Genomic DNA, 18,610 nt, shown 5'->3' with positions numbered 1-18,610 from the left:
CATCAGTGCGGGAAGGAAACCGACGCCCTTGGTCACGATGCCCAGGGCCATCGCCACCCAACTGGCGGCATACCAGCCCCAGGCCGGACCGAGCAGAAAGTGACGGAGCAGTCCGTAGCAGCCGAGGGTGATCCAGAAGCAGACCAGCGCATCGATTTGCGCGCCCTTGGCCTGCAGCAGGAACTGCGGCGTGAACGCGAGCGCAAGCACAGCCGAACGCGCGACCTTCTCTCCCCACAGGCGCCGCCCGAGGTCGAATACCAGCCACAGCGTCCCCAGGCCCGCCAGCGCACTGGGCAGCAGAAATGCGATCTTCAGTTGTCCGGTCAGTTGGTAGAAGAGCGCGATGAGCCACATGAAGACGGGCGGCTTGTCCGGATAGAACTCGCCGCCGCGCGTGGGGAAGAGCCAACGGCCCGATTCCACCATTTCGCGGGCGACCTGGGCAAAGCGCGGCTCGTCGGCAGGCCAGGGGTCGCGCAGCCCGATGCCGGCGAACAGGACCACGATCAGCAGGGCAGCGATCCACGGCCACCAGCTTGCGTCTTGCCTAGCACTGGGATTGGATGGGAGTTGCATGCGTTTGTCCTCGGATTTCCTGTAGCCGCTGCTTGAAGCCATGATGGTAGAGATAGAGCACGAGCGCCGTGGACAGCACCAGCATCAGCAGGCTGATCCAGAGCTGCTGCTCGTCCTGCAAGGCCAGGCCTGCGCCGGCAAAGCTGAACAGCAGCATTTGCGGCAGGTAGCCCAGCAGGCTGCCCCAGAACACCGCCGGTATGCTCAGCCTGGCAAGCGCCACCGCGATATTGGTCGCCAGGTTGCTGCCGACCGGCATCAGGCGTACCGTGCAGATCCACAGCCAGGTGTCCTCCGCCAGCAGCCTGCGGATGAAGGCGACGCGTTCGCCATGGCGCCTGAGCATGCGCTCCATGCCGATATTGCGCACCCAGTAGATCGCCAGCAGGGCGCCGAATCCGGTAAGAAGGGTGCTCAGCAGCGCACCCGCCAAGCCCCCCATCAAGTAACCGCAACTGAAGGCGAGCAGCTGGCGCGGGCCCCCGAGCGCGGTGTACACGACGCCGATGATCACGAAAACAGGCCAGGCAATCGTCCAATGTCGTTCGAACAGCCGGTCCAGCAGGTCCATTTCGGTGAAGGATCCCCACCACTGGAAATGGAGGGAGGCAAAGCCCAGCGCCAGCAGGCAGCTCAGCAGCAGCGGCTTGAACAGCAGTTTCAGTTCGGCTTTCATTGCCGCACTTCCATGCGTTCGATCAGCGGCAGCTTGCTGCGCCGGATCAGCCAGCTGACCCCCCACATGTCGACGATGCCGACCCACAGCCGGTTCCAGGCGGTATATTTCGATACGCCGGCGGTACGGTGCCGATGGTGCACCGGCACTACCGCGATAACGCCGCCCAGGCGCTTGACCAGCGCCGGCACGAAGCGGTGCATGTGGTCGAAATAGGGCAGGCCAAGCCAGGTTTCGCGCGGCACCAGCTTGAGGCCGCAGCCGGTATCGGGTACGCCGTCGTCGAGTATGCTGCGGCGCACCGCATTGGCGATGCGCGACTGGAGTTTCTTCCAGCGCGTGTCGCGCCGGTTCTTGCGGAAGCCGGCAATGCAGAAATGCGGGTGCTTCTCTTCCAGGGTCAGCCCCTGTGCCACCAGTGCCGGAATGTCGGCCGGGTCGTTCTGGCCGTCACCGTCTATCGTGACGAAAAAACGCCCGGCGGCGTGGCGCGCGGCGGTCCACAGTGCCGTACTCTGCCCGGCACTGCGCGCATGGCGGATCAGCCGCGCCGGCGTGCCCGATTGCTGGCAATGCCGCAGGAACACAGCGCCGGTGTCGTCGCTGCTACCATCGTCGACCAGGACTACCTCATGCGAATAGCGGCCGGCGAGGGCGCGATGAACCTCGTCCACCAGGTTCCCGATGTTGCCGGCCTCGTCCTTTGCCGGAATCAGCACCGATACCAGGAATGCTTGCTTGTCGTTTGTTTCCTCAGACATGTTGTTCAATCATTTATGAAGACGTTTATTGTGGCGTTCGATGAGCGGACAGCGTGCACGACTTGATATGTCTTGCCCAACATCATTCTGCACCAGTCGACGTTAAATTCCCGTTAAACAATAATGCGGACGCAGGTCGTGGCAGCGCCCGCGCCATTCCCGGTCACGGACGACAGTCCGGTACGACGGCATTCCTTAATCCTGCCTAAATCGGCGCCGCGTAGCATCCCACTCCGCAACGAAGAATTGCCCGTAATCAATACACGGCACACGTCGATGACGTGACCTGTTCGACAATCAGCGCGGTTCCGAGTTTGCGAACCCGTGAACAGGGCAGTGTCCAGCCTGGCGCAGCCCGCTACCATTTCAAGGCCATGCCCATTACCATTGGACTACTGCTCGCGCTGAGCTTCGGCGCGTCGCTTGCCGCGCTCGGCTTCCTGATCTGGGCCATCGCCCGCCGCCAGTTCGCACTGTCGCAAAGCGATGCCTCCACGATCTTCGAGCCGGGCGAGACCGCCGCGCCCGACGACACCACCGCTTTCGGCCGTGCGCCGCAAGGCTCCCATGCCCACCGCTTCGACGTGATCCGTGAACGGATCGACGTCGCCGGGCGCCGCACCGTGTTGCTGATGGCGGCCGTGGCGGCGTTCTGGCTGGTGCTGGGCTCGGTGTTCGGCGTGATCGCTTCGCTCAAGCTGCACCTGCCGGACTGGCTCGTAGGCCACGCGCCGCTCACTTTCGGACGCATGCGCAGCATGCACCTGAACCTGGTCGCCTACGGCTGGCTGTCGGTCGCCGGCATCGCCTCGGCCTTGTGGATCGTACCGCGCATCTTCCACACGCCACTGCGTCACCCGGGCGTCGCCATGTTCGGCGCCATGGTCTGGACCATCGGCGTCGGCATGGGTGTGACTGCCATCGGCCTGGGCTACACCCAAGGCGTCGAATGGCTCGAGATCCCCTGGCAGATCGGCTTGCTGCTCGCGGTGGGCGGTGCCTGCCTGGCCTTCCCGCTGGTGATGACGGCACGCCACCGCAAGTCGCACCACATCTACGTGTCGGGCTGGTACTTCCTGGGCGGCCTGGTGTGGTTCCCGGTGCTGTACCTCATCGCCAACCTGCCTGGCCTGCATGCCGGGGTGCAGCACGCCACGGTGAACTGGTGGTTCGCGCACAACGTGCTCGGCCTGTGGCTGACCCCGCTCGGCGTGGGAACCGCCTATTACATGATCCCGAAGATCGTGGGCCAGCCGGTCTATTCGTACAGCCTGTCGCTGCTCGGCTTCTGGGGCCTGGCGCTGTTCTACAGCCAGGTCGGCATCCATCACCTGATCGGCGCCCCGGTGCCGACCTGGCTGGTGACGCTGTCGATCGTCCATAGCGTGATGATGTTCATCCCGGTGATCGCGGTCGCGATCAACCAGCACACCACGGTTGCCCGCAACGCCTGGGCCTTGAAGCAGTCGGTGGCCTTGCGCTTCGTGGCCTTGGGCGCGCTGATGTACACGCTGTCCTCGTTCCAGGGCTCGCTACAGGCGCTGCGCCCGGTGAACTCGGTCACCCACTTCACGCACTATACGGTCGGCCATGCCCATCTGGGTGCCTACGGATTCACCAGCATGGTGCTGTTCGGCGCCTTCTACTACATGCTGCCCTACCTGACCGGGCGCGACTGGCCATGGCCGCGCCTGCTCAAGCTGCATTTCTGGCTGGTGGTCGGCGGCTTCGCGGTGTATTTCCTGGCGGTCTCCGCGGGCGGATGGCTGCAGGGCGTGGGGCTGCTCGACACGGGCCGTTCGTTCGAGTCCGTCACACGGGCGACCATCCCCTACCTGCAGGCGCGCTCGCTTGGCGGCAGCCTGATGACACTGGGCCACCTGGTGTTCGCCTTCCACATCGCCGCCCTGTTGATGGGCAAGGGCACCCTGCGCACGGCCATCGCCGGCGAGGCGCCCGCCGCTGCCAACGCTGGAGCCTGATCCATGAACCGCCTCATTCCGATTTTCGTCGGCGCCATCGCCATCCTCGCTTTCGCGACCCTGATGCTGGTGGTGATCCCCGGCGCCCAGATCCGTGACCAGGCGCCGGCGCCCGGCCTGGCCGACTACACGCCGCAGCAACTGGCGGGACGCCAGCAGTACATCAACCAGGGCTGCGTCTATTGCCACAGCCAGCAGCCGCGCGCGGCGGGGCAGACCCTGGCCGACCTGTCGAAAGGCTGGGGGCGGCCTCCGACCGCGGCCGACTTCGCCCATGACCGCCCGCACCAGCTGGGCACCATGCGAACCGGTCCCGACCTTCTCAATGTCGGCGCGCGCCTGCCGAGCCGCGACTGGCACCTGACCCACCTGTACCAGCCGCGTGCGATCTTCGACTGGAGCATCATGCCCGCCTACCCCTACCTGTTCGAGCGCAAGAAGCACGCCGCGCCGGGCGATGTCGTCGTCAAGCTGCCCCCAGAGTTCCAGCCGAAGGGCGAGGTCGTGGTGGCGCGCCAGGAAGCGCTCGACCTGGCGGCCTACCTGCAGGGACTGAACCGAACCTATCCGGCGGCGCCGGCGGGCGAAGCCGTCCGCGACGAAGGCTACGCCTTGTCCAAGGGAGAACAGCGATGAACNAGAACGATCCAGGCAAGCGCCCGGCAGCGCCGCANGTTGACGAGGCCTTCGATCCATGGGAGCGCACGCGCCCGGTTCCCCTGTTCGTGGTGGCGCTCGTGTTCGCGCTGGCCTTCTGGGGCCTGCTGACCTATGTGTCCGAGTACCAGGCGCAGCGGCGGGCGCTGCAGGTCAAACAACAGCAGGCCGCGGCCCCGGCCGCGGTGCGGGCTGCGCTTGCGCCGCCGGCAGCGGCACGCGGCCTGGGCGAGGCCGATGCGGCAACGCTGCAGATCGTCGCCGCCGGCAANGGCCAGGCCTGGAGCTGCGCCTCCTGCCACGGTGCGGCCGGCGAGGGAAGCCTCAGCACGCCGCGCCTGGCCGGCCAGCCGGCCGCCTACCTGGCCAAGCAGCTGGAGGACTTCCGNTCGGGCCTGCGCCACAACGAGTCGATGGCCTTCGTGGCNCGCGCACTGACCGATCAGGATATCGAGAAGCTGGCGCGCTANTACGCCGGCATCGAGCTGCGCNCCNCGCTGGCGCCCAGCCTNGGCGGCAACCTGGAACGCGGCAGGCTGATCGCCGAAAAAGGCGACTGGAANTCCAACGTNCCGGCCTGCTTCTCTTGCCACGGCATGANCGGNGANGGNGTCGCGCCCGGCTTCCCGGCNNTGGCCGGCCANCAGCCCGACTACATCTTCGCCCAGNTGGCGGCATGGCATGCGGGCGANCGCAAGAANTCGCCGCAGAAGCTGATGGATGACATCGCGCGCCGCATGAACCCCGACGACATGCGCGCNGTTGCGGACTACCTCGGCTCGATGCCGNCGGCCGCNNNNCCNNCCGCCACGCCGCCCGCCACGGTNGCGCAAGGCGCTGCNCGCTCCGCCTCCACGCTGTGATGCCAACGCTTGAACCCGACAGAATATGAACGACCCGAAAAAAACCACGACGCAGTCTCCCTACGCCCTGGGCAGTACCGCCCGCCGCCTGGCCGCCGCGGCCGGCGGCGGCCTGGTGCTGTTCGCCTTTGGCGCCCTGGTGGTCCAGACCGGCGCCTGGCGCAGTTTCCAGACCGCTGCGGGCTTCACGCCCGAGACGCCGGCGCCGGCCGTTTCGCGCGAAGCCGCGGGGGCGGAAGCGCGCAAGGCGATGCTCGCCGCGCGTGCCGAGCGCAAGAAGGACAAGGAAGGCAAGGTGGCCGCGCCGCTGCAGCCGACCGGCCCGGACGGCTACTTCGTGCCGCCATCCGAGAGCGAGATGCCCGACGGTGCGGAAGGCGACGCGATCCGGCGCGGCCGCGACATCTTCATCCACACGCCGCAGTATGCCCAGCGCTATGTCGGCAACAGCATGGCCTGTGCCCAGTGCCACCTCGACGCGGGACGGCGCGAGAATTCGGCGCCGATGTGGGCGGCCTACGTGCAGTACCCGAAATACCGGGCCAAGAACAACAAGGTCAATACGCTGGAAGAGCGGATCAACGGCTGCTTCAACTATTCGATGAACGCGCAGGCTTCCGAGGCCGGCAAGGCGCCGCCGCCGGGCGACGACATCTACAAGGACCTGATGATCTACATGTACTGGCTTGCCGATGGCGCGCCTACCGGTGAGAAGATGCGCGGCGGCGGCTACATCAAGGTCAAGGAAACGCCGCAGGGATACGACCACGCGCGCGGCGCCAGGGTCTACGCGCAGAATTGCGCACTGTGCCACGGCGCCGACGGCCAGGGCCGCAAGGACGAGAGCGGCAAGCTGCGCTTCCCGCCGCTGTGGGGGCCGGAAGCCTACAACTGGGGCGCCGGCATGTCGCGCATCGATACCGCGGCGGGCTTTATCAAGGCCAACATGCCGCTCGGTAAGCCGTACAGCCTGTCGGACCAGGACGCCTGGGACGCGGCGGCCTACATCAACAGCCACGAGCGGCCGAAGGATCCGCGCCAGACCGGGACGATCGAGGAGGCGCGGGTGCGTTTCCACAACAAGGAAAAGAGCTACTACGGCAAGGAAGTGAACGGCAGGATCCTCGGCGTCGGCGTGGCCCGCGCCACCTCGGCCAGCGCGGCCAGTCCGGCCAAGGGTTAAGCAGGTGGAGGCGGCCTTCGCCGGCATGGACCGCGAGGCGCTGCGCCGCGCCGGGCGCATGGTGGTCAGCATCGAGGGCATGTGGTGCGCCAGTTGCGCGCTGGCCGTCGAGCGCACGATCGCGCGCGCGCCCGGCGTGACCGCGGCCAGCACCAGTTTTGCGGGCGGTTCGGCGCTGGTGCGCTGGGACCCGGAGCGCGTCGACCTCGATGAAGTCTTCTCACGCGTCGAGCGGCTCGGCTACGGCATCGTCCCGCTGGTCGAATCCCAGGAACTGGAGCGGCAGATCGATGCCCAGGCGCGCGCGGTCTGGATGCGGCTGGCGGTGGCCGGCTTTTTCGGGATGTGGAGCATGCTCGGATCGGTGGCGCTGTACCTGGACGCCGGGCTGGCCGCCTCGCCCCAGGGTTGGTGGGTCGCGCTCGCCGCCTGCCTGGCCGCGCTGCCAGTGGTGAGCTGGTCGGCCCTGTCCTTCTATCGCGCCGGCTGGCGCACCCTGCGCGCCGGCGTGCCCGGCATGGATGCGCTGGTGTCGACCGGCGTGCTGGCGTCCTGCCTGCTCTCGGCATGGTCGCTGCTGCGCGGCAGCGCCGATGTGTACGCGGACACCGCGACGATGCTCGTGAGTTTTCTGCTGTGCGGCCGCCTGATCGAACTGCACGCACGGCGGCGCAACTCGGTGGCGGTGAATGCGTTGCGCCAGGCGGTGCCGGAAACGGTACGCCGGATCGGCGCCGACGGCGTCCCGACGGAGGAAGCCGCGGACCGGGTCGGTCCGGGCGACCTGGTGCTGGTGCACGCGGGCGAGCGCGTCGCGGTCGANGGCACGGTNGTNGAAGGTGAAGGCGAGGTCGATGCGGCGATCGTGAACGGCGAGTCGGCTCCNTTGCCGGTCNCGCCCGGCGACAGCATCGTTGCCGGNTCCATCAACNTGTCGTCGCGGCTGGTACTGCGCGTCGAGCAGCCCTGGGGCCAACGTTTCATCGACCGCATCGGNGTGCGCATGCTCGAATTGCTCGGTACGAAAAGCGCNGCCGCCATGCAGGCGGAACGGTTCGCACGCTGGCTGGTGCCGGGCGCGCTGGTGCTGGCGGCGGCCAGTTTCGCACTGGCCTGGGGCGCGAGCGGAGATCCGGTGCAGGCGGCGCTGCGTGCCCTGTCGGTATTGGTAGCGGCCTGTCCTTGTGCAGTCGGGCTGGCGCTGCCGCTGGCGTATGCCGCGTCGACCGCAAGTGGGGCGCGCCAGGGTATCCTGCTGCGCGATCCTGCTTCGCTCGAAGCGCTTGCCGGTGCGCGCGAAATCCTGTTCGACAAGACCGGCACGCTGACCGAAGGCATGCTTGAAGTACGCGAGGTGATCGGTTCGCAGCGCGCCGCTTCCGCCGAGGTACTGGCCCTGGCGGCGCGGGCGGAAGCTGACATTGCGCACCCGGTGGCGCGCGCGATCCGCACGGCGGCCGAGGCCGCAGGCATGGGCAGCGCCGGGGAGGGGCTGGCGCAACGCCATTCGCGCGGCTGCACCTGGCGCAGCAAGGACGGAAATCAGACGGTACTCGTGGGCAGCGCGGGTTTTGTCGAAGAGCAGGGCGTGGCCCTGCCGGCAAGTGCGCCGCCAGGCTGCACCAGGGTCGAAGTCGCGCGGAACGGAACATGGATCGGCGCCATCCTGTTGCAGGACCGCATACGGGAAAGCGCCGCCGAGGCCCTGCGCACGTTTGCAGATGCGGGCATCCGCACCCGCCTGGTCACCGGCGACAGTGCGGCCGCCGCGGCCCAGGTTGCGCAAGCCGTCGGTCTTGGGCCTGAGCATGTCCACGCGCACTGTCTGCCCGAGGACAAGGTGAAGGTCCTCGAACGGGCCGGCAGACCCGCGGTGTTCGTCGGCGACGGTGTCAATGACGCGCTTGCCCTGGCCGCAGCCGACTGCGGCATCGCGGTTCAGGGTGCCGCGCCAGCGGCGGTCGCCACGGCAGGGGTGGTCATCGCGAGCGGCGGCGTCGAGCAGGTTGCCGCCGCCTGGCGGCATGCACGGCGCACCGTCCGGGTGGTGCGCCAGAACCTGGCGTTCTCCATGGTCTATAACGTGGCCGTGCTGGGGCTGGCCTCCAGCGGCATGGTGACCCCGGTTGCCGCTGCCTGCGCCATGCTGGCCAGCAGTCTGAGCGTGGTGCTGAATTCGGGAAGGCTGCTGTCCGGAATGAGCGCGGAGCATCGCGTCTGAACGCGACTGTACAGGTCACGCGCTATACTGCGATAGCCGACGCAGGCCCATTCGTTGCGGTTGCGTACGAGCCGGCCTGTTTCCTGATCCAATGGGAGGTCCTTTTTGGCGCCATGGCAAATAGGCGTACCATGGCCGGGTTCTCCTTACGTTCGCAATTTTTTTTAGCAGGTCGCCTTGGCGCATGCCGCCTCGGGGCGAGTCGCTGCGGACGGGAATCACGCCGAGTCGGATCTACGTGATGTGCGACGCGCCGCCGCGCGGCGCGGAGGTCGTCTTGGAGCCTCCCGAACGCGTATCCCCGCAGATGCGCGGCTCGATAAGGCAGGACAATGTTTCGGCAACAAAACTGGTTCCGGCGGCACACCGATATCCGAGCTAGCCGCGACTTTTTATGGTCAAGAAATAACCGATGCCTGGTAGTGCGAGCCCGAGGAGCGCAACTGGCAGCTCATTCTTCCGGACGCCCGCGACTTCGGGTGCCATCGTGGGGTTTTCAGTTCCAACCCCTTTTCACCAGAATAGAGAAAAGCAGTTGCCTGCGCGCCAAAGATTATCGCAGGCAATAAGGCAGCGATCGCAGTATTGACGCGGTGATCGAACGGCCGACCTGCCAGGGACTAAAGACCGGATACGCCCGCCAAACTTGCGGCACTGATTGACATAGCATCGTGGAACTTCGCGTGCGGCGTCCACTTCGGATTGAACATGTGGGTCTTGTTCATATCGGCTATCCAACCGCCTGTCATTGCGGCGATGTTAGCGACATAAAGTATTTTAACCCCAAGGTTGGGTCTTTTTTTCGACGAGGCCGATATACTTGAGCTCATGGTTCCTCCATATAACTAGGTACAATGTGCACGCCCGCTCCACAATCGATTCGCTGTGCTGGTATAGGCCATAGACGGGTACATAACCATCTTGTCTGAGGATTCGGCGTGAGCGTTTGCCTAGACAGCGAACCGAAGTAACAAAAAATTCTGATTTGTAGTCGTGAGAATAAGGATCGATTACTTAACGCGATGCTTGCGCACGTTTGCGGCGTGCTTCGCCTCAGCGTTGCTGGGTTCGGCACAGCAGCGACGCACGCGGTAGCTTTGCGGAAGCTGCAAGGCTGGGCTATCATAGTTGCTGGGCTGACCAATTCATCAAACATGAGTGTTCATACCGCCGGCAACGACGACAACATTGCAGAATCAGCCTCGGAACTGCTGCATGGCATTGGCCTGCAAGCAGGCATTGACACCCCCAAGCTGGCGCCGTATGCCGCAGTGACTACGCCAGTCCCCGTGCGGGCATTCCTCTTTCTCGCCGCGATCTGTAAATGACGCGGCACTCCCCGGAAACTGGAGCCGGAACCGAGTCCGCGACGTCATCGAAACAGATCGGCGCGATCTATTTTGCCTTGGTCACGATGATGGCGCTTGCAGGGCTGGACCAAAGCATCGTTGCCACTGCCTTGCCGCGTATCGGCGCAGAGTTCGGCAACATGTCGGACCTGGCGTGGGTGGTGACGGCCTATGCTTTGGCTTCGACCGCGGTCATGCCTCTTTACGGCAAGCTCAGCGACCAGTACGGACGCAAGCCGCTGCTCTATTTCGCGATCATCAGCTTTTTGATCGGATCGATCCTGTGCGGCCTGGCGCAAGACCTGCCGCAGCTGATCGGATTTCGTGCGATCCAGGGCATTGGCGCGGGCGGCTTCCTGCCGCTGGCACAAATCGTCATTGGGGATTTGGTGCCGCCTGCCGAGCGCGGACGGCGCCATGGGCGCATCGTGGCGATCTACGCTTCCACGACCGTCATCGGTCCCGTGTTGGGCGGGATCTTGACGGACCTGCTATCCTGGCACTGGATTTTCTATATCAATATGCCGGTCGGCGTGCTTGCGCTGTTTCTCATCGCTAGGGCGATGCCCGCGGCTACCCGGACCATCCGGCACAGTATCGACTACCTCGGCTCCGTTTTGCTGATCGGTTCGGTGACCTCAGCACTGCTCGTACTGGCTCTCGGGGGGAGTGAGTGGCCATGGGAGTCTCCGCCGGTAGCTTACCTGACGCTCGCGGCGATCGGCATGCTTGCGCTGCTGATGTTCCACGTGCATCGCGTGCCAGAGCCGGTCCTGCCGCCGGACCTTTTTCACAGCCGGGTATTCAACGTCGGCAGTGTGGTCATGGCCTTCACCTTTGTCGGCATGATGGGCGCGAGCATGTTTTTCCCGATACTTTTTCAGCTGGTTATGGGGGCCAGTCCGGCCAATTCCGGATTGCTCACGATGCCGCTGATGGTAGGCATGGTGCTCGCGTCGTTGGTCAACGGACGCCTGATGAGCCGCGACAGCTTCGACTACAAGCGAATGCAGGTCATCGGACTGGGCATGGCGCTCGCCGCGTTCGCTGTTCTTTCATGGGCGATCGCGCAGTCGCTTGGCTTCATCGTTATCGAACCCGCCATGTTCGTGCTCGGGGCGGGCCTGGGGTTGGTGTCGCCCAATATGACCATTCTGGTTCAGACCGCATTGGCGGCGCCGCGCCGCGGTATTGGAACGGCAATGCTGAGTTTTTTCCGCTCCCTAGGTGGCCTGGTCGGCGTCGCCGGTTCCGGCGCCATCCTGGCGCAGCACCTGCATGGTCGGGCACCGACCCCGGTCATCTACCGGCAAGCGATTGCCGACATGTTCATAGCGGGTACCATCATGGTCGCGATCGCGTTGGCCGTCATGATGTTCATGCCGTCGAGCGTTGGGGAGAAGGCGAAAGAAGGGGATCGGGTGCGCGCTTGATGTTCTGGTTCACTCGACCCCAACCATTTGGCCACGGATACTATTGGTTCGGCTAACCCTATGGCCACAGAAAACCCAAATAATTTCCCGATGCCCGAACGCTACCTGCAAATGTATCCGTTGCACTGCCACATCGCCGACGAATTCATCAAGGGTCTCTGGGCGCACCCCGGACAGGCACCTTCCTCGGCACCCGCATCGACAATCAAGGTGCAGCGCTTGTCGGAAGCGGCCAGTTCAATGGCTGTTGCGCTTCCCCGGCGGCGCCAGCGTGACCGCCGCACTGAGACCGAAGAGCCCGCCGGATTGTGGAGCGCTCGTTTTGTTACCTCAAGAAAGAAGAACCATGGCTGATCCAGTACTGAACGACGGCTCCGAGGTCGCCGCGTTGAAAGAGCGCGAGCGGTTTGCGCAAATCCTCGTCCTGTTCGGACGACATGGCCTGAAGGGACTGTCTGCCAGGCTCGGCCTAGGAAGCGGCGGAGACGAGACGCTCGACAGCGCCCGCCCGGAGGCGGTCGTCGCGCTGTTGCGCGACATCGGCCCGGTTGCCGTCAAGTTCGGCCAGATCCTTGCGATGCGCAGCGATCTGCTTGATCCGGAATGGATCGAGGCGCTCACCAGCCTGCAGGACCGGGTTCCACCGCTTCCTTTCCAGACCATGCGGCCGCTGATCGAAGACGCCATTGGCGGGTCGATCGAGAGCTGTTTCAGCAGTTTCGACGAGAAAGCGATCGCAGCCGGGTCCATCGCCCAGGTCCACGCCGCGACCTTGCTCGACGGCCGTGACGTCATCGTCAAGGTCCGTCGTCCCGGGATCGAGCGGATCGTCGACGCCGACCTGCGGATTCTGCGGCGCCTGGCCCGTATCGCCGAGCGCACCATACCGGAAGTCGCACGGCTCAAGCCGGACGAGTTGCTGCGCTACTTCGCCGAAAGCCTCGACCGCGAAATGGATCTCGGGGCGGAAGCGCGCGCCAGCAATGCGATCGGCGCCTTCCTCAAGGATCTCGGTGTTCGAACCGCCCGGTTCGACTGGGAGCTTTCCGGCAGGCGGGTAAATATCCAGGAGCGGCTGCGCGGCATTCCGGCGAGCGACCTGGAGACGGCGCGCCGGAGCCAGCTCGATCTCAGTGCGCTGGCCAGCACCTATGCACAGGCGGTGCTGCGCATGATCCTTATCAACGGTCACTTCCATGCCGACCCGCACCCCGGGAACGTATTTTTCCTCGAGGACGGAACGCTTGGGCTCATCGATTTTGGCGCGGTCGGGACGCTCCTGCCGAAGCGCCGGGAGGAACTGGTTCGGCTCGGTCTCGCGATTGCGTCGCAGGACACGGGCGGCGTGGTCGACATTCTCATGCTATGGGCCGGGGAGCCCAGTGTCGACCGGACCAGGCTGGAAGAGGCGCTGGCCGACCTGATCGACCGCTTCAGCAACGTCCTGCTCGAGCAGATCGACCTTGGCGACATCTTCCAGCGCGTCTTTGCCCTATTGCGCGAATTCCATCTCACCCTTCCACCCGATCTGGCCCTGGTGCTCCGGACGCTGCTCACGGCCGAGGGTTTTGTTCGACGGATCGATCCCTATTTCAACATCGCCAGCGAACTGGCTCCGATCGCCAAGGATTTGATTCGGGAGCGCATCCGACCCGCACGACTGCGCGGCGAAGCGGGCAAGCTGCTGGCATCGCTGGGAAGGGCGGTGCTATCGACCCCGAACTTGGTCAGGCAAATCGAGAAGGTAGCCCGAACCGGGGCGATCACAGTCAGCATCGCCCCCGCGGACCTTGAGCGACTGCGCGACAAGGCGCGTGGCGGCGCGGCCACTCCCCCGGTTTATCCCGCTGCGCTCGCTGTCTGCGCCGCGATCGTCTCCTCCTCCGAACCGCAGCTGGCGGCCCTGCTGGCGTTGCTTTCCGTGGCACTGGCCATTGTGGGCTGGCTAAAGCAGCGATGACGCTGGCATCTGGCAGCCTGAACTCGCGGAAGCACGGGCGCACGTTCGCTTTGTCCGGGTCAGGAGCGCGGCCATCCGGCGTCCTCGATCGCAAGCGCCGGATCGGCACCGTCCCAGCGGTTGGCGAGCAGGCGGCGGCCATTGATGCCATCCGCATCGGCCGAGACCAGCCACAATAGCGGCGCCACGATGATTTCCGGTTCCAGCAGCGTGGCGCGCACCGCATCGGGCAGGCCCGGCGGGATCATGCCGGTCGCGGTCGCTCCTCCCGGAAGCAGCGCATTGACCGTTACACCAGTGCCTTCCAGGTCCTGCGCCCAGATGATGGTTTCGGATTCCAGCGCGGCCTTCGACGGACCATAAGGCGAGAAGCCCCGCCGGCGCATGGTGTCGTGGTTCATCGAGATGTTGACGATGCGCCCCCGGCCTGCCCGGAGCAGGTGTGGAACGGCGGCGCGCGCCATCAGGAAAGGGCCGTTGACGTTGGTATCCATGACCATGCGCCAGGTCTCCGGCTCCACTTCCCAGAACCTGGGGGGCTCGACAAGAAAACGCTCGCTGGCGTACTTCATGCCGCGTCCGGCATTGTTCACCAGAATGTCGAGTCGCTGCCACTGCGCCAGCGCGGCGTTCACGACCCGTTCGCAATCTTCGGCATTGCGCACATCCGCCATCAGCGGCAGCACACGCTGCTCGCCGCACTCTGCATGCATCTCGGCGGCCACCTGTTCCAATTCCGCGCTTTCCCGTGCGGCCGTGGCGATTACACGCGCTCCCGCCCGCGCTAGCCCCAGGGTCATCGCACGTCCCAGTCCGCGTCCACCGCCGGTGACGATCGCGACGCGCCCGTCCAATGTTTTCCAATCCATGGCGCTCAACCGTTCAAGGCCTGCATCTGCGAATCGTCATACCGCTCCCCAGCGGCAGCGCCGGGTGGCAGGATGCGATCGATACGGGCAAGGTCCTCGTCGCTCAGCCGGACATCCAGCGCACGGACGTTGTCCTCCAGATGCGGCCGTCTCTTGCTGCCGGGGATCGCCACGATATCCTCGCCCTGCGCCAAGACCCAGGCCAGCGCAAGCTGGGCCGGGGTACAGCCCTTCTCTGCGGCGATGCGCCCGACTTCGGTGACCAGGTCCAGATTGCGCTGGAAGTTCTCCCCCTGGAAGCGCGGCGAATGGCGCCGGTAGTCACGCTCTTCGAGGTCCTCGATCCGCTTGATCTGGCCGGTCAGGAACCCGCGTCCGAGCGGACTGTACGCGACATAGCCGATGCCGAGTTCGCGCACGGCAGGCAGGATGGCGTGCTCGGGATCGCGGCTCCAGAGCGAATACTCGGTCTGCAGCGCACTGATGGGATGAACTTGATGGGCGCGCCGGATCGTTTCCGGCGCGGCTTCAGACATGCCGAGAAAGCGCACCTTGCCGGCACGCACCAGGTCCGCCATTGCACCAATGGTTTCCTCGATCGGCACGCCGGGATCGACCCGATGCTGGTAATACAGGTCAATATGGTCGACACCCAGCCGCTGCAGGGAGGCATCGCAGGCCTGCCTCACATACTCCGGATCGCCGCGTACCCCGAGAAACTCTCCGTTGTCGCCGCGCACGTTGGCGAATTTCGTTGCCAGGATCACCTGATCGCGCCGGTCGCGGATCGCCTTGCCGACCAGTTTCTCATTGGTGAACGGCCCGTACATGTCGGCCGTATCGAGCAAGTTGATCCCGCATTCCAGGGCGCGGTGAATGGTGGCGATTGACTCTGCTTCGTCAGGCTGGCCATAGAATTCCGACATGCCCATGCAGCCCAGGCCGAGCGCGGAAACCGTCAAGCCTTGTTGCCCTAATGTTCGCATCTTCATGTGAATTCTCCCGTGGTTCGTAGTTAAGAAATGCTATCGACGTCGCGGCGATTCCGGGCAGCTGCCGACAATGATTAAAAAAGAGGAAAATCATCGTAAGCGTTCATAAGCCTGTCACCAATAGGACGATCCTATTTCGATATGTAGGATGTTTCCGTCCGTCGGAAACCTGTTGCGAATGGCAGGCGATATCGCATTTACTCTTTCCTTATCGCTACAAGTGCATATTCCACTGACATCGCGCCTTGCCGCTCCTGCGGGTTTCCGACCGCGAGTCGTCCCCGCTCGAGGACGGCGCTCGACGGATACGCACGAAGAAATTTATGCATCCAATCGGATTGACCGCTGTCGGAATCGATCAGCAGGACCTTGCCGCCGATGTCCGGCCGTTGTTGTAAAGTATTGGACAGCAGCATTGTTGGCCGTGTTGGATTCTGCAGATACAGGTTTCCGGCATCCGTCAGTTCGTTAGCGATCAGGGTTTTTGCTTCCGGAAAGCAATGCAGGAGCGTGGCCGACAGTTCGACATACGGTGCGCGCGTGTTCTTGCCAAGGTAAGCGCGTGCCGACAGTCCCACCAGAACGATCATGGCAAACATGCCCGCTATTTGAAGTATCTCCCGGCACACTGTCCGACGTGCGAGCGAGGGAAAGATGACGAAGCATGCAAGCGGCAGCAGGAACAGGATCGGCTGCATCCAGCGATCCTTGAAGCTCGTTAGCTCGCCGCTGAGCACCAGGGCCGTGATGCCGCCGTAGGCCGCCAGGTAAAACCGGAGAAAAAAACGGGCATGCGGGTCATCGACCTTTGCCTCGGCCTGGGCACGGCGCCGCCAGAAGACCCAGGCGTACACCATCCACAACGGTGTCACGAACAGAAATGTCGCGCTCACCATACTGCCGAGGCCACGCACGACATTGCCGATATAGCCGGCATCACTGCCATTCATTTTCTCCAGAGTAGAGCGGGTGGCCGCATCCAGATGGTTAAGCAGCCATAACCCGTGTGGAGCAACGGCAATTGCTATCACTGCAAGTGAAATCCAGGCCCTGCGACTCCACAGTCGCTCACGGTGTTCCCGAACCAGCAGGCTGGCCATCGTCAGGGCGAGCGCAAACAGGGCAAAGTTATATTTCGATTGCAGCCCGAGCCCGATCAGCAGACCGAAGAGCGCATGGCGCATCTTGCCCGGATGATGAAGCAAAGCGAAGTAGCACCATAGCGTGAGCGCCGCCATGCAGGTCATTAACACCGAGTGCGTCAGATCGCGCTGCGATTCCCAGCCAATCTGCGGGAACAGCACCAGCGAGGCGGCGACGATGATGCCACCGGTAATGCCGACGAGCGACCTGGCTGCATGAAACATCGCCAGGTAGGTACCGAACAGCAGCAGATTCTTGAGAAAGGAGAGGGCAAAACGATTGACGCCAAACACCGAGAACATGAGCCATTGCAGCCAGGCATACAAGGGCGGCTGGCTGCCATAGCCCAGCTGCAGGTGCTGGAACGCCAGCACCTGTTCCGATTCGTCCAGGTCGAGCACTGCTGGCGAACTTGTCCGCAGGATGATCTGCAGCACGAAGTAAGCCCCGAGCGCCAGGAGGAAATTGGTGCCGGCGCGCTTCGGGTACGCACTCGCGATCCCATCGTTCTGCATGGCTAATTCATCTTGTTGTGCTCCATCCATCCAGCCAGCCACTCCCGGAAACAAAGCAGCCCCTCGCGAAGCGGCGTTGCAGGTGCGAACCCGACCCAGTCCCGCAATTTGCTGGTATCGGCATACGTGATCGTCACGTCACCCGGCTGCATCGGCAAGAATTGCATCTTTGCCTTGACGCCCAGAGCTTCTTCCAGGGCTGCAATAAAATCCAGTACCCGCACGGGTTGGTGATTACCGATATTAAATACCATGTGCGGGGCCGCGCCGGCGCCCGCGTCGGCAGGCTTCGCCAACACCCGCACGATACCTTCAACGATGTCATCGATATAGGTAAAGTCCCGTTTCAGTTCACCTTGCGCGAAGACGGGAATCGCCTCGCCTTTTAGCATTTTTTGCGCGAAACTGAAATACGCCATGTCGGGGCGGCCCCACGGACCATATACGGTGAAAAAGCGCAAACCGGACGCCGGCAGTCCAAACAGGTGACTATAGGAATATGCCATTGCCTCGTTCGCTTTCTTGGTCGCCGCGTAGAAGGAGACAGGCTCATCGGTTATATCTCTCTCCTTGAAGGGAGCTTTCTGGCTTGCACCGTAGACGCTGCTGCTGCTCGCATAGACCAGATGGCGTGGCTTGAATTGCCGGCAAGCTTCTAGGATATTGGCGAACGCGACCAGGTTCGACTGCACGTAGGCGGCAGGATCCTCGATCGAATAACGCACGCCCGCCTGCGCCGCAAGGTGGACGACAAAGGCGGGTCGAACGCGTTCGAACAACTGCCTGACTTGCAGCGCATCGGCAAGCTCTACCGCTTCGCACCTGATTCCCTGCGGTGCAAGCAAGGCCTCGACGCGTGCGTGCTTCAAATCGGTCGAGTAATAGCCATTGAAGTTGTCGCACGCGGTAACGGCCATGCCCATCCGGGCAAGGCGCGACGCGACGAAACTCCCGATGAAGCCGGCGGCGCCAGTGACCAGGACAGGCGAGTTGGCAGGAATCATCGCTGCGCCACCAGTACGGGTCTGCCGATGCTGAAATAGCTCAGCCCGAACGACGCAACAAGCTCCGGAGCATACAGGTTGCGGCCATCAAAGATCGCCCGGTGCCGAAGCGATGCAGCCAGGTAGCCGAAGTCAGGCGAGCGAAATAAAGTGGACCCATCAGTCAAGACACTGAGCCGGCTAGTTTAAGCTGTGTCCATTTCCNCTTTCGCAGCTGTCCGGCGCTGCCCCGTTTCGCCGTTTTTCTCCGGCGCCTGGTCCGCGTTGCTAAACTTGTCGACGATCAGCGCGCCTCCCCCAACACCAGCAATGTAGACATGGTCCGGCGTCTCATAGCCCAGCGCCTGATGCGGACGCTCGGCGTTGTAGAACGCAAAGTACTGCGCCAAACCCACTGTCAGCTCGGCCATGTTGGCGTACCCC

General features: G+C 64.0%; 18 protein-coding genes. 9 read left to right on the top strand and 9 right to left on the bottom strand.

The genetic code is table 11. The features are described from left to right. The 3 genes from YWC_RS0126025 to YWC_RS0126015 all read right to left on the bottom strand — a co-directional run. A partial coding sequence (locus tag YWC_RS0126025; protein WP_156923909.1) for an ArnT family glycosyltransferase occupies window positions 1–579 on the bottom strand: 579 nt, incomplete at its 3' end. Continuing rightward, window positions 551–1,255: a TVP38/TMEM64 family protein gene (locus tag YWC_RS0126020; protein ID WP_027867978.1), complete on the bottom strand. Its 705-nt coding sequence runs from the start codon at window positions 1,253–1,255 to the stop codon at window positions 551–553. The genes YWC_RS0126020 and YWC_RS0126025, both read right to left, overlap by 29 nt. Beyond that, on the bottom strand, window positions 1,252–2,016 hold the full coding sequence (locus YWC_RS0126015) for a glycosyltransferase family 2 protein (protein ID WP_156923908.1): 765 nt from the start codon (window positions 2,014–2,016) through the stop codon (window positions 1,252–1,254). The genes YWC_RS0126020 and YWC_RS0126015 overlap by 4 nt, the downstream gene beginning before the upstream one ends. Before the next feature lie 374 nt (window positions 2,017–2,390). Here YWC_RS0126015 and YWC_RS0126010 point away from each other — a divergent pair, with 374 nt between their 5' ends. The 5 genes from YWC_RS0126010 (at window position 2,391) to YWC_RS31005 (ending at window position 8,922) form a co-directional block, all read left to right on the top strand. Then, entirely contained in the window at window positions 2,391–3,998 is a 1,608-nt protein-coding gene (locus YWC_RS0126010) for a cbb3-type cytochrome c oxidase subunit I (protein ID WP_027867976.1), read from the top strand. A gap of 3 nt (window positions 3,999–4,001) precedes the next feature. Beyond that, window positions 4,002–4,634 carry a cbb3-type cytochrome c oxidase subunit II gene (locus YWC_RS0126005; protein ID WP_027867975.1) on the top strand — a complete coding sequence of 211 codons (633 nt, stop codon included), beginning with the start codon at window positions 4,002–4,004 and terminating at the stop codon, window positions 4,632–4,634. Further along, complete coding sequence (locus YWC_RS31010) at window positions 4,631–5,518, top strand: c-type cytochrome (RefSeq protein WP_051306778.1); 888 nt, start codon at window positions 4,631–4,633, stop codon at window positions 5,516–5,518. Before YWC_RS0126005 ends, YWC_RS31010 begins: the two co-directional genes overlap by 4 nt. A 25-nt stretch (window positions 5,519–5,543) precedes the next feature. Continuing rightward, window positions 5,544–6,701: a c-type cytochrome gene (locus tag YWC_RS0125995; RefSeq protein WP_027867974.1), complete on the top strand. Its 1,158-nt coding sequence runs from the start codon at window positions 5,544–5,546 to the stop codon at window positions 6,699–6,701. 25 nt (window positions 6,702–6,726) lie between these two features. Beyond that, entirely contained in the window at window positions 6,727–8,922 is a 2,196-nt protein-coding gene (locus YWC_RS31005; protein WP_036216200.1) for a heavy metal translocating P-type ATPase, read from the top strand. 620 nt (window positions 8,923–9,542) lie between these two features. Here the strand turns inward: YWC_RS31005 and YWC_RS34250 are convergent. Further along, window positions 9,543–9,752: a DUF6640 family protein gene (locus tag YWC_RS34250; RefSeq protein ID WP_369094361.1), complete on the bottom strand. Its 210-nt coding sequence runs from the start codon at window positions 9,750–9,752 to the stop codon at window positions 9,543–9,545. A gap of 324 nt (window positions 9,753–10,076) precedes the next feature. On the opposite strand from YWC_RS34250, the gene YWC_RS33185 reads away from it, so the two are divergent. The 4 genes from YWC_RS33185 to YWC_RS0125980 are packed head-to-tail and all read left to right on the top strand — an operon-like array spanning window position 10,077 to window position 13,664. After that, window positions 10,077–10,250 (top strand): hypothetical protein, encoded by a 174-nt coding sequence (locus tag YWC_RS33185; protein ID WP_156923907.1) that lies wholly within the window; start codon window positions 10,077–10,079, stop codon window positions 10,248–10,250. Next, on the top strand, window positions 10,247–11,704 hold the full coding sequence (locus YWC_RS30995; protein WP_036216186.1) for an MDR family MFS transporter: 1,458 nt from the start codon (window positions 10,247–10,249) through the stop codon (window positions 11,702–11,704). The genes YWC_RS33185 and YWC_RS30995 overlap by 4 nt, the downstream gene beginning before the upstream one ends. Window positions 11,705–11,764: 60 nt before the next feature. Then, window positions 11,765–12,058: a hypothetical protein gene (locus tag YWC_RS33180; RefSeq protein ID WP_156923906.1), complete on the top strand. Its 294-nt coding sequence runs from the start codon at window positions 11,765–11,767 to the stop codon at window positions 12,056–12,058. Then, window positions 12,051–13,664, top strand: coding sequence for an ABC1 kinase family protein (locus YWC_RS0125980; RefSeq protein ID WP_027867973.1), 1,614 nt, complete (start codon window positions 12,051–12,053; stop codon window positions 13,662–13,664). The genes YWC_RS33180 and YWC_RS0125980 overlap by 8 nt, the downstream gene beginning before the upstream one ends. A gap of 59 nt (window positions 13,665–13,723) precedes the next feature. Here the strand turns inward: YWC_RS0125980 and YWC_RS30990 are convergent, their stop codons facing one another. The 5 genes from YWC_RS30990 to YWC_RS33965 all read right to left on the bottom strand — a co-directional run. Continuing rightward, the gene (locus YWC_RS30990; RefSeq protein ID WP_051306776.1) at window positions 13,724–14,533 is read right to left on the bottom strand and encodes an SDR family NAD(P)-dependent oxidoreductase; all 810 of its coding nucleotides are present in this window, start codon (window positions 14,531–14,533) and stop codon (window positions 13,724–13,726) included. Window positions 14,534–14,538: 5 nt separating this feature from the next. Further along, the gene (locus YWC_RS0125970; protein WP_027867972.1) at window positions 14,539–15,525 is read right to left on the bottom strand and encodes an aldo/keto reductase; all 987 of its coding nucleotides are present in this window, start codon (window positions 15,523–15,525) and stop codon (window positions 14,539–14,541) included. Between the two features lie 197 nt (window positions 15,526–15,722). Continuing rightward, window positions 15,723–17,213: an ArnT family glycosyltransferase gene (locus YWC_RS31840; RefSeq protein ID WP_084416612.1), complete on the bottom strand. Its 1,491-nt coding sequence runs from the start codon at window positions 17,211–17,213 to the stop codon at window positions 15,723–15,725. Continuing rightward, a complete protein-coding gene (locus YWC_RS0125960; protein ID WP_027867971.1) occupies window positions 17,186–18,187 on the bottom strand; it encodes an NAD-dependent epimerase/dehydratase family protein in 1,002 nt (333 codons plus the stop codon). The genes YWC_RS31840 and YWC_RS0125960 overlap by 28 nt, the downstream gene beginning before the upstream one ends. A gap of 185 nt (window positions 18,188–18,372) precedes the next feature. Beyond that, window positions 18,373–18,610: integrase core domain-containing protein (locus tag YWC_RS33965; RefSeq protein WP_027867970.1), on the bottom strand; the 238-nt coding region annotated here is incomplete at its 5' end.

It is taken from the genome of Massilia alkalitolerans DSM 17462, assembly GCF_000427785.1.
Classification (GTDB): Bacteria; Pseudomonadota; Gammaproteobacteria; order Burkholderiales; family Burkholderiaceae_D; genus Telluria; species Telluria alkalitolerans.
Note: the sequence above shows the minus strand (reverse complement) of the source record. Positions and strands in the feature narration are given on the sequence as shown.